The 10,918-nt window shown below is 67.3% G+C and carries 14 protein-coding genes and 1 tRNA gene; 11 read left to right on the forward strand and 4 right to left on the reverse strand.

The annotated features are described in order from the left end of the window. The first annotated feature begins 2 nt into the window (after positions 1-2). The gene (locus MFF55_RS00605) at positions 3-3,320 is read left to right on the forward strand and encodes a hypothetical protein (RefSeq protein ID WP_238242070.1); all 3,318 of its coding nucleotides are present in this window, start codon (positions 3-5) and stop codon (positions 3,318-3,320) included. Further along, on the forward strand, positions 3,311-3,724 hold the full coding sequence (locus MFF55_RS00610; protein ID WP_238242073.1) for a hypothetical protein: 414 nt from the start codon (positions 3,311-3,313) through the stop codon (positions 3,722-3,724). Before MFF55_RS00605 ends, MFF55_RS00610 begins: the two co-directional genes overlap by 10 nt. A gap of 224 nt (positions 3,725-3,948) precedes the next feature. Here the strand turns inward: MFF55_RS00610 and MFF55_RS00615 are convergent, their stop codons facing one another. Continuing rightward, positions 3,949-4,230, reverse strand: a complete 282-nt coding sequence (locus MFF55_RS00615) for a hypothetical protein (protein WP_238242074.1) — start codon at positions 4,228-4,230, stop codon at positions 3,949-3,951. Between the two features lie 404 nt (positions 4,231-4,634). Between MFF55_RS00615 and MFF55_RS00620 the strand changes: the two genes are divergently transcribed. From MFF55_RS00620 to MFF55_RS00660, 9 genes are all read left to right on the forward strand, one after another. Continuing rightward, entirely contained in the window at positions 4,635-4,934 is a 300-nt protein-coding gene (locus MFF55_RS00620; RefSeq protein WP_238242076.1) for a hypothetical protein, read from the forward strand. Further along, complete coding sequence (locus tag MFF55_RS00625) at positions 4,934-5,464, forward strand: hypothetical protein (protein ID WP_238242080.1); 531 nt, start codon at positions 4,934-4,936, stop codon at positions 5,462-5,464. Before MFF55_RS00620 ends, MFF55_RS00625 begins: the two co-directional genes overlap by 1 nt. Next, positions 5,457-6,230 carry a hypothetical protein gene (locus tag MFF55_RS00630; protein ID WP_238242085.1) on the forward strand — a complete coding sequence of 258 codons (774 nt, stop codon included), beginning with the start codon at positions 5,457-5,459 and terminating at the stop codon, positions 6,228-6,230. Before MFF55_RS00625 ends, MFF55_RS00630 begins: the two co-directional genes overlap by 8 nt. Positions 6,231-6,518: 288 nt before the next feature. After that, positions 6,519-7,259: a hypothetical protein gene (locus MFF55_RS00635; protein WP_238242086.1), complete on the forward strand. Its 741-nt coding sequence runs from the start codon at positions 6,519-6,521 to the stop codon at positions 7,257-7,259. Positions 7,260-7,326: 67 nt separating this feature from the next. Continuing rightward, on the forward strand, positions 7,327-7,551 hold the full coding sequence (locus MFF55_RS00640) for a DUF7940 domain-containing protein (protein WP_238242087.1): 225 nt from the start codon (positions 7,327-7,329) through the stop codon (positions 7,549-7,551). After that, a complete protein-coding gene (locus MFF55_RS00645; RefSeq protein ID WP_238242088.1) occupies positions 7,548-8,033 on the forward strand; it encodes a lysozyme in 486 nt (161 codons plus the stop codon). Before MFF55_RS00640 ends, MFF55_RS00645 begins: the two co-directional genes overlap by 4 nt. Further along, entirely contained in the window at positions 8,030-8,470 is a 441-nt protein-coding gene (locus tag MFF55_RS00650) for a hypothetical protein (protein ID WP_238242089.1), read from the forward strand. Before MFF55_RS00645 ends, MFF55_RS00650 begins: the two co-directional genes overlap by 4 nt. Beyond that, positions 8,460-8,708, forward strand: coding sequence for a hypothetical protein (locus tag MFF55_RS00655; RefSeq protein ID WP_238242090.1), 249 nt, complete (start codon positions 8,460-8,462; stop codon positions 8,706-8,708). Before MFF55_RS00650 ends, MFF55_RS00655 begins: the two co-directional genes overlap by 11 nt. Before the next feature lie 190 nt (positions 8,709-8,898). Next, complete coding sequence (locus MFF55_RS00660) at positions 8,899-9,342, forward strand: hypothetical protein (protein WP_238242091.1); 444 nt, start codon at positions 8,899-8,901, stop codon at positions 9,340-9,342. 47 nt (positions 9,343-9,389) lie between these two features. Here MFF55_RS00660 and MFF55_RS27035 read toward each other — a convergent pair whose 3' ends face one another. From MFF55_RS27035 to MFF55_RS00670, 3 genes are all read right to left on the reverse strand, one after another. After that, complete coding sequence (locus MFF55_RS27035) at positions 9,390-10,034, reverse strand: GIY-YIG nuclease family protein (RefSeq protein ID WP_373874682.1); 645 nt, start codon at positions 10,032-10,034, stop codon at positions 9,390-9,392. Between the two features lie 98 nt (positions 10,035-10,132). Further along, positions 10,133-10,205, reverse strand: a tRNA-Val gene (locus MFF55_RS00665). A 130-nt stretch (positions 10,206-10,335) separates the two neighbouring features. Continuing rightward, positions 10,336-10,918 (reverse strand): S16 family serine protease (locus tag MFF55_RS00670; protein ID WP_283206682.1); only part of this gene is annotated, 583 nt, incomplete at its 5' end.

Genomic DNA, 10,918 nt, shown 5'->3' on the forward strand with positions numbered 1-10,918 from the left:
TCATGCCCTTCCTCGACATGCGCAGCGAGACTCCCGTCGAGCTGCAGGCTGACGCCTTCCGGCCGCTGGGGCAGGACGCCCTGGACGCGCCGGCGGCCGCGCCGCCCAAGCCCGATCCGAACGGCCCTTCGCTCGTCGGCGCCGCGTTCCGGCAGAGCAACATGATTGCCTCGGCTCTGTCTGCCGAGGCCCTGAGCGTCGGCGACGACATCGATCCGTCGTTCGACGCCTGGGCCTTCGTGAAGGGCACGCCCTACGAGGCGCGTTGGCAGAACTTCACGGGTGCGTTCAACCTGCCCCGGGCACAGGCCATCGCGCGCGACATCGATCGCGAGGACGAGGATCGTCGTCGGCTCGCGCAATCGCCGATCGCCGGCACGCTGCTGGAGATCGGTGCGAGCATCGCCGACCCGACCATCCTGATTCCCGGTGCCGCCGTCGCGAAGGGGGCCCGGGCAGGGGCGACCGTCGCGCGTTCGGCCCTTGCTGTCGGTGCGTCCGCTGCAGCGCAGGCCGCCGTTCAAGAGGGGGCGCTCCAAGCCACGCAGCAGCTGAGAACAGGGGAGGAGACCGCCCTTGCTGTCGGCGGGTCGTTCCTGCTCGGCGGCCTGGTCGGCGGCGCCGGCGGGTACATCTTCCGGGGAGCGGATTGGGGCAAGGCCTCGGCAGCCATCGATCGCAGCTTGGCCGATGCGCCCGACGCGGCCGCGCGCCTCTCCGAGTTCGAGGCCGGGGTTGCCGAGGGCATTCGCGCTGAGGCCGGCTCGGTCGGCGCCGCCGCCGCGCCACGGCGCAGCCTGGAGGACCTGGACCTCAGCGGAGCCGCAGCTCGGCAGGTCGGGCAGGCGACGGCATGGCTCAATCCCGCGAACCGCCTCGCCTCGTCCCCCATCGCGGAGACACGCGAAATTGGTGAGCGATTGCTCAAGAACTCGACGTACCTCTCGATGCACGAGGAGGGCCGGACGCTCGGCGTCGCCGCCGAGACGGCCATGATCGAGCACACCGGGCGCAACGCTCGCGCGCTCCAGAGCATGGGCGAGATCTGGGCGGAGAGCCGCAAGACGATCGGGATGACGGAACAGGAGTTCCGGGAAACCGTCGGGCGTGCAATGCGCCGAGGCGACGTGGCCGACCCAGCCGATGACGGCGCCTGGGCCTCGATGCCACGCCGGTCCGGCGAGGATGAGGCGGCCTATGCCGCCCGGAGGCAGGCGGCGGCCGGCCCCGTCTCGGCGGCGGCGAAGGCGTGGCGCTCGACGCTGTTCGATCCCTTGAAGGATCAGGCCATCGGGCAGAGGCTCCTGCCCGAAGACGTGCAGCCCGAGACGGCTGTCTCCTACTTCTCGCGAGCCTGGAAACGCGAGAAGCTCATCGCGCAGGAGCCGCAGTTCAAGGAGATCGTGACGGAGCACTACGCCCGAACGCTCGGTGGCGAGTACGCCGCGGCGCGGGCGAAGGTGGCAGGGGACCTCGCCGAGATCGACGCGGAGATCGCCGCAGCTCGCGCAGCAGCGGGCCCGGCCGACGACACGATCGTCAAGCTCGCAACGCGTCGGGCCAGCATCGAGCGGGCCTTCTACGATGCCTGGGAGGTGGAGCGTGCCGGCGAGAACGTGTCGATCGGGGGCGGCCGCGCCGACTTCCGGGAGGCCGCACGCGCGATCGCCGACGAGGTCTTCGACAAGCTCACGGGCCGCAACCTCGACGTGGCGCCCGACGGGCTTAGGATCACGGCGAAGGCCGTCGGTCCGCTGAAGGAGCGCACCTTCAACGTGCCCGATGCGCTGATCGAGGACTTCCTCGATCACGACGTGTCGACCGTCGGCAAGCGCTACGCCCGACTGATGGGCGCAGACGTGGAGCTCGCCCGCCAGTTCGGCACCCCGGACATGGCGGAGGCCTTCACGCGCATCCGGGAGGGCTACCGGCGGCTGCGCGATCGCCTGGACCCAGCCGACGAGGCTGGCCGTCGGGCGCTCGACAAACGCGAGCAGGCCGACCTCAAGGACATCGGAGCCCTCCGCGACATGCTGCGTGGGCAGTACCGGCCGGACTACGCCTCGCAGACCTTCGACAAGGTCGTGCGCTCGGCCAACGCTCTGAACTACATCCGCCTCATGGGCGGGGTCATCACGGCGAGCCTGAACGACATCGCGCGCCCCGCGATGGTCCACGGGCTCGAAGCCTTCGGAACCGGCCCACTCGCCCGCCTGCTCGGCTCCAACCTCAAAAAGGAGGCGATCGGCCTGTCGATCAAGGAGGCGCAGCTCGCCGGCAACGTGCTGGAGCGGGTGCAGGCCTCGCGTCTCGCCTCGCTCGTCGACGTGACGGACCCCTATCGGACAGAAACGGCCCTCGACCTCTTCCTGCGCCGGATGACGGAGAAGGCGTCCACCTGGAACGGCATCCGGTGGTGGACCGACACCATGAAGGGATGGGCCTCGACGGTGACGCAGAACCGCGTCCTGCGCGGAGCCGAGAGCTACGGCTCGCTGCCCGAGCGGGAGAGGGCCTACCTCGCATTCCTCGGCATCGACCGGGACATGGCCGAGCGCATCGCGAAGCAGGCCGCCGAGCACGGCGAGGAAGTCGAGGGGGTGCGGGTCGCAGGGTCGGGGGATTGGGGGGACGAGGGTGCCCGACGGACCTTCTACGGCGCGATCAACAAGGACGTCGACAGCATCATCATCCAGCCGTCGGTCGGCGATCTGCCGTTGTTCGTTCATACCCCGCTCGGCAAGGCCGCGTTGCAGTTCAAGAGCTTCACGCTGGCCGCTAACCAGCGCATCCTCCTTCGCGGTCTCCAGGAGGACCAGACGCGGTTCTGGGGCGGCGTCATGGCCATGAGCAGCATTGGCGCCTTCATCGCATTCCTGAAGGCCTACGAGGGGAACCGGCAGAACAAGCTCTCGGACAATCCCGGCTTCTGGATCGGAGAGGGCCTGGACCGCTCCGGAATCCTCGGCTTGCCCTTCGAGATCTCGAACACGGCGGAGAAGCTTGGGCTCTACGGAATCAAGAAGGCGGGCGTCGACCTCGGCGAGGTGCTGTTCCCCGGCGTTTCGGGTGCCGAGGGGGCGAACCGCTACTCCTCCCGGGGCAAGGCCGGCGCTCTGGCCGGCCCCACCGTCGGCATGATCGAGGACGCCGCGACGGTAATGACGATACCGGAGAGCTGGGCTCGCGACGGCAAGGTGACGGACGCGCAGAAGACCGCCGGCAAGAACCTGATCCCGTTCGGCACGTACCCTGGGATGAAGCAGCTTCTGAACTATGCCATCCTGCCGCCGAACGACCAGAAAAGGCCGTGGGAGTGATGGCGTTGCAAAGAGCCCTTTTCGGTATCGCTCTGCCGTTTTTAATGCCGGCGTTTGTGTGGGCGTCACCTGTGGAACTGGAGGGACCTGGCGCGGAAGAGTTTCTTTCTAGCGTTAGAAACGACCCGACTTACACAGCGCTATCCAGTTCAGATAAAGAGGTAGCCTTGCAAAGTGCAGCTACCTGGTTCGTGAACTGGCATTGTCAGCAACCGGTTGGTGACAGAAATTTCAAGCACCTAACGCCCCCACAGTTATTTGAGCAAGATGCCTTCGGGCGCTTCTCTCAGCTTGAGCGAGCACGCATCTATATCCTTGGTGTGCTCTGGAAGCTGTCTGTGACAGGCGGAAAAGGCAGCTGCCGGTTGGCGGCCGACATCCTCGGCACAGATGCTGGCAGATAGGGGTAGGCTTCCCCGTGGGTGGCTATCTCGGGCGGGTATCCAGGTGGCCTGAAATCGGGGACCGCCAGTCGTCCAGCTTCATCAGGCAACCATCGCTTCGGGCCCGCTGTAGCCGAGCCGCTCCCGCGTCCCCTCGCGGGGATGGATGGACGGGCCAGCAGAGCTGGTATGGGTGACAGCCTACAACAGGCCGGCCCGTCCTGCGGCCGAAGCCGCAACCGTGATCAGCGTCCGCTGCTAGAGCGGAGCGCTGCAAATTGGCGTGCCATTTCGGCGATTTGGTTCGCCGTCCTAGTGGCTACGTCGAAAGGGCTCTCGGGTGCCTCGCGCGAGAGACGCGGCGGGGCCATCGAGGCAAGCGTTGAGCGGAGGTCGCGGGGCTGCACCACGTCGGCGCCCGGCAGATGGGCGACGTAGGCGATGAGCGCGGCGGTCTGGCCGGCGACCTCGTCCAGGCGGGCCGCGATGGCTTCGAGCGTTTCCTCGGGCGAGCGGCGCTGGTTCACTTGAGATACCCCTTCGCTTTCAGCCAGTCGGACAGGATCTTCGCCACAAGGGACGAGATGGATCGTGCATCATCCGCAGCCGCCTTTGTGAGTGCGGCGCGGATGTCCGGCTCAAGCCTGATCCCGAGTGGAGTTGTTTTTGCCATGGCTGCAAAGCGACTACAAACGTAGTTGACATTAGAAGTCAACTGTAGTCATATCGTAGCTGCAAACGCAAGCGGCCGAACGAGGTGCTGGTAACACCCCGGTCGGCCTAACCACCACCGATCCGCGGGAGATCGACAATGGCTGACCGTGCCACTAGCACGTCTCGGCGAGCGCTACTCTCTGGCCTCGCCGTTGCTCCACTACTCACCGTCCCGACGGCCGCGTCAGGGGCACACCCTGACGGCGCGCTCCTCGCGATGGAGCCGATCATCGAGGCGATCTGGTCTGAGACCGATCTGCTAGTCCGTGAACACTGCAAGGCAGAAAACGCCTACTTCCAGGACCGGACGCCTGACACTCTCGCGGCCAACCAGGCTGCAGCTATCGCCTACTTCGAATCAGACCGCCGGCTCCTCACAGCCTGCCGCTCCCTGGCGAAGCTGCAGGCCACCACGCTCGATGGACTGATCTGCAAGGCACGGTTGACCGTCCACGAAGACGAAGACCTCGTCGAGAGCATCGTCGCCGACCTGATCGCGATGGGGGCTCGGTCCTGATGGCGGCGCTCCACTTCAAGGCGCCGAGCCCGCGCGACCTCGTCGCCGACGCTGCGAAGCAAGCCTTCGAGGAGGCTGGCGGTGACGTGCGCGCTGCGACCGCGAAGCTCGAAGCGCGGGTGCGCGCCGAGTACGGCTTGCGGGAAGCCCTGACCGATCCGCTGATCTCGAACGCCTGCTACGAAGCGGTCCGTCGGCAGGTCCAGGGCGCGCGCAAGGCAGTCTGGAACCCTCCGGCTCGCACGGAGAAGTTCACGCCCTCGAAGGTGTCCGGAGCCTACCGGGTGACGCAGCTCGCGGCTGGGACGCTGCTGATGTTCCCGTTGCCCGGCGGCAAGAAGCTCGGCGACGCGACCCGCGAGGAGATCAGCGCCGCGGCGAGCTTCTACGAAAGCCAAGCCGAGGACATGGGCACGAAGGCTCGCTGGCTGCGGCTCGTCGCCCAGTCCATGCCCACGACCGCGACGGCCGGCGACGTGCTGACCGACGGTCGCCTTCGCGAGCTGCAGGAGGCGGCCCGTGTTGGCTGAGAATTCAGAGATCGGCGTCCGCGCCGATGGCGAGAGCGGCCACGCACAGCCTGGTATCCATGCTACGAGTGCCGCTCTCGCCGCCCCGATCGCCGAGCTGCGCGAGCAATGGCGTCGCCGGCAGGCTTGGCACCGCGCAGAAAAGGCCCTGACGCTGCAGGCTAAGGCCCTATGCCGCCGCCTCGCAGAGGGCGGCGACAAAGCCGAGGCCGATCGCATCTACAAAGCCGCGCTCGGCACCGGCTCGCACCAGATGGCGGACGTGGCACTCGCCGCGATCTTCCCGCTCACGGAGGCTCGCGACGGCATCGCAAAGCACCGGGCGACCGTGGAGAAGCGCTTGGTGAAGCTCGCCAAGGTGCTCCCGGTGGCCCCGTGGGTCGAAGAGACCCGCGGCGTTGGCCTGCTCTCTCTGGCAGCGATCGTCGGCGAGGCAGGCGACCTGTCCGCCTACGCGAACCCTGCAAAGCTGTGGAAGCGAATGGGCCTGGCCGTAATGCCCGACGGCGGCCGGCAGCGACGCGTCGGCGGCGTCGAGGCGCTGGATCATGGGTACAGCCCGGCGCGGCGCTGCGTGATGTGGAACCTCGGCGCGTGCATCGTGAAGGCCGGCGGGCCTCTCAAGGCGGTCTACGATGCCCGGAAGCTCTACGAGGCCGACCGCGTCGAGACGAAGGCCCATGCCCACAACCGGGCACAGCGCTACCTGGAGAAGAGGTTTCTTCGGGACCTCTGGTCGGCTTGGAGGCGCGCGTCGCCCTGTTGAGCCGACGGGCGTTCCACCGTAGAACCGTAGCCTGCCGGCAATGGCTGGCGGCCCCCGACATTCAGATTCGAGATCTCTGCGGCGCAGGCCGTGGAGAAGCCGGGCCGGCCGATCGTAGAGTGCTGCCCTGAGAACGGTTGCCGTGCCCGGCACCAATTCGAGAAGGGCCGGAAATTTTCCGGACCTTGCCACCCATTGGGTAGCGAAACTTTCGCACCCCTCCCGACCCCGATCACTCGCTACGAGGCCGCCCCGCAAGGGCGGCCTTTTCCGTTTTGGAGGCCGCCTGTGTCCACTCTCATCGATCGTTTGGCCGGCGTCTCCGACGGGCTCGGCCACAAAGCCCCCGCGATGTGCGCCTCGACGGGCCCGCTGGTCCTCTCGGGCCTGCAGATGGTCGACGGCTTCCAACAGGTCGAGGGTCCGAAGGGACGGACGCTGGTCAAGGACCAGACGAACCCGGTCGAGAATGGGTTGTACGATCCGTCATCCGGTCCCTGGACGCGGTGCCTCGACTTCAACGGCGCGCGCGACGCGGTCAACGGCACCCAGGTCGTCGTGGCCGGCGGCAGTCAGGTCGGCGCCGTGTTCCAGGCCTGGTTCGACCCGCCGTTCATCATCGGCCAGTCGGGGATCACGTTCAGACCCGCGAATGGCGTGGTCTCCACCGCCCCGTGGACGGCCTACACGCCCGTCGTGACGGCCGCGGTCGGAGCCTTGGACGCCTACACGTCGAGCGCCCGGTACGTCATCGAGGGCAAGCGGCTCCACATTTCGCTGAATATCCGCATCCCAGCGAACGGCGTCGGTACCGCCGACGGACCACTCCGCGTCGCACTCCCGCCTGGCGTCGTGATTGCGGGGTTCTGCGTCGGCTGGGGCCGTGACAACGCCGCGGGCGGCGGCGAGATGCTCCAGGCATTTGGGGGAGGCGGCGACACTCAGCTCCTCATCTATGTCTACGACAATACTTCGCCCGCGCGTAACGGCGCCGACCTCTACTTGGGGGTCACCACCGAGATCGTCTGACGATCTGACGCTTTGCACCATAGCCCGCCTCGCGCGGGCTTTTTTTATGTCTGGAGCACCCCGCACCATGAAACTCAGACACGACTGGCGGGCGCTCGTGCGCCACGCCTGGAGCCTCCGGCTGTCCGCTCTCGCGACGGTCCTCTCCGGCGCTGAGGTCGCGATCGGCGTCTTCGCCAGCGACCCGCCCATCCCGCGCGGCGCCTTCGCGGCTCTTGCGCTCTTCGTGACGGTCGCCGCCGGCGGCGCGCGCCTGGTCGCCCAGAAACCACTCTCGGAGGACGCCGAATGAGCCGCCTGACCAGCAAGAAGATGTGGGGCGGAGCGCTCACAGCCACGGCCGCCGGCGTGTTGGCGACGATGACGGTCACCAAGGACGAGGGCGTGCGCCTCAAGGCCTACCGGGACATCGTCAACGTGCCGACGATATGCATCGGCGAGACCAAGGGCGTGAAGATGGGTGACGTCTACACGCGCGAGCAGTGCGAGGCGATGTTGCTGCGTCGTCTGGACGAGTTCGCCGGCAAGGTCGAGCACTGCATCAAGAAGCCGATGAGCGACAAGGTCCTCGTGGCCTTCACCGGGCTTGCCTACAACATCGGGTCGGGCGGCTTCTGCAAGTCGACGACGGTGCGCCTCTACAACGAGGGCCGCTACGCCGAGGCCTGCCACGCCATGACCCGGTTCAACCGGGCCGGCGGGCGCGTCATCCCGGGCCTGGTGTCCCGGCGCAAGCGCGAGGAGGCCATGTGCCTCGAGGGGATCAAGGCATGATCCCCGCTCTCGCCTTCCTGCAGAACGCCTGGACCGCGTTCTCGCCCATCGCGGCGATCGCCGGCCTCTCGGGCATTGGCCTGCTGGTGCTCGCCTTCGTCGGCCTGTCCTGGCTCCCCGGCTTCCTGAAACGTCCGCTGATCTTCGCGGGCGTGGTCCTGATCGCCGGCGCCGCGATCTACCAGGCCGGCCAGGCCAAAGGCGCTCACGACGCCTTCGCCCGCGACGCCGCCCGGGCGCTCGCGGCCGAGAAGACCCGCACCGCGATCGCCAAGGACATCACCGACCGGGTCTCGATCCAGGCGGTGCGCGACCTCGCCGAGATCCAGGCCACCAACAAGAAGCTCCAGGGGATCAACGATGTGCTCGCCAAGGATTCGGAGCGGGATCGCCGCTGCACTACTCACGACGACGCTCGCCGGCTGCGTGACCTCTGACGGTCCGGCCGTCGTCGATCCGTTGGCGCCGAGCCACCGGATCACGCTGCCGGCACCGCCCGAGGGCGTCGCCGAGTGTCTGCGCCAGGCCTTCCCCGAGATCCCCGATCGCGCCCTGACCAAGGGCGACGTCGTTCGGATCATCGGGGCGGCAAAGGTCCTGGACCGATCAAAGACCGCCTGCGGCGCCCGCGCCGTGACTTGGATCGAAGCGGTACGGCGCGAGCTCGCCCGCTGATCCACCATCCCAACCCCACCCCCGCAGGGGGAGGTGGTCTCGTTAATTTCCGGCGCCTCGATCGTGAGGGCAGAAATTAACGTGCCTCCATGAGAGGCAAGCCGCTTTGGCTTTCACAATCATCGGCTCGTGAGAGCCAACCCGCGCGACCGGAACGCCGGCGCGCCACAGGCCTTGGGGGCCCGATGACATGACCACCGCAGCACCGCACGTCGACTCTCGCCTGTCGACGCTGGAAACCCGCGTCGAAGGCTTGGCGGGTTCCATGAAGACCGTCGCCGACGCCGTGAACGGCATCCGGGACAAGCTCGACCAACGCGGGCAGACCCCGTGGGGCGTGATCTGGTCGGCCGTCGGCGTCGGAATGACGGTCCTAACAATGGTCGGGGGCCTGGCCTATTGGCCGATCAACACCGGAATTTCAGAGCTCAAGCACGGGATCGTTGCGCTCCAGGAGCGGAGCGACAAGCGCCTCGAGGGGCTTGCCACGACACAGGTCACCCGGGCCGAGCATGAAGTCCACTGGCGGATGCAGGAGCGGCTCTACGATTTCCAGCGAGACCGCATCGCCCGTGTCGAGAAGCGGCTCGAGCTGCGTCTCGATCGCCTCGAGCGCCCGCACTTCAAGGAATAATCCACCGTCTGTCCACCGTCGGTCCACAGGCCGGCTGCGCCCGGGGCTCAGGCCTCGGGCGCTTTTTTCGTTTTAGCCTTCATCGCAGGAGGGCTGTACGGCTTTTGCGTTGAGACCGGGCGAGCGCTGGCGACCTCCAGCACTCGCGCACTGCCCCGCAATCTCTTCTTCGCTGGGGGAGGGGATGCAGCGATCGGCGCCTCGATCGGACGAACGCCTAGGAGGGTATCAAGCTCCTCAGCCGCGGCTGCTCGCATCGCAGCCGCCAACGCTGGGGATCGGGCGAACCACTCGCCAATCATACGGCTCTCGGCAAGGTGGAGGTGCAGCCGGAGTTCCAGGGAGTGATGCGCCGGGCAGCTCTCGATCACGGCGAGGCGGTAGGGGCATCCGACCTGGACGTTAGCGAGGCGCATGTAGAGCGACGCACCTGAGTACCCGACTTTCACGGGATAGCTTAAATCGTCAGGTCGCGAGATGAAGTAGATGTGTCCGTTTGGGTAGCGGTGGCGACGCCGCTTCACGCGCTTCCGGGTCTCATCATAGGCCGCGAGCATTTCCTCCGCCTTAGCTCGCTCATTCTCAGCGCATCCGGTCGAGACCTCGCCCTCGCGAAATCGGATGACCCACCGAGGAGCGCTTCCCCGCTTTGTCCGGAGGTACAAGCGCGGGGGCAAACCAGGGCGTCCCATGGGGTTTCCGGGGAGAGATCAGGGGGTAAGCCCAGATACTACTCCACTCCCCAGAAACAACACAGGGCAAACCACTGTAACGACTATGAAAGTAACGGTGGGCGGTGACGGGCTCGAACCGCCGACCCTCTCCGTGTAAAGGAGACGCTCTACCAACTGAGCTAACCGCCCTGACCGCGCCGGCTTGGTAGCGGAAGGGGCGCGCGCGGCGCAACCCCTCGCGCGCTCCGGCGGCCCGTTCATGCGAAAAGGCCCCGGGGTGCACCCCGGGGCCTCTCCATGTCTCGCTCTCGCCGCCGCGTCAGTGCGCGATGACCGTCGCGCCCTCGTCCTCGCCGATCACCGGACGGGCGGGCTGGGGCAGGGGCTCCTCCCACTCGATCGGCTCCGGTACGCGGACCAGCGCGTGCTGCAGCACCTGGTCCATGCGCGAGACCGGTATGATCTCCAGCCCGTTCTTCACGCTGTCGGGCACCTCGGCGATGTCCTTGGCGTTCTCCTCCGGGATCAGCACCGTCTTGATGCCGCCCCGTAGCGCCGCCAGCAGCTTCTCCTTGAGGCCGCCGATCGGCAGGACGCGGCCGCGCAGGGTCACCTCGCCGGTCATCGCCACGTCGCGACGGACGGGAATGCCCGTCAGCGTCGAGATGATGGCGGTGGCCATGCCGATGCCGGCGGACGGCCCGTCCTTCGGGGTCGCCCCCTCGGGAACGTGGACGTGGATGTCCCGGCGCTCGAACAGCGGCGGCTCGATGCCGAAATCGATGGCCCTCGAGCGGACGTAGCTTGCGGCCGCCGAGATCGACTCCTTCATCACGTCGCGCAGGTTGCCCGTGACCGTCATCTTGCCCTTGCCGGGCATCATGACGCCTTCGATCGTCAGC

Source organism: Methylobacterium iners, assembly GCF_022179305.1.
Lineage (GTDB): Bacteria > Pseudomonadota > Alphaproteobacteria > Rhizobiales > Beijerinckiaceae > Methylobacterium > Methylobacterium iners.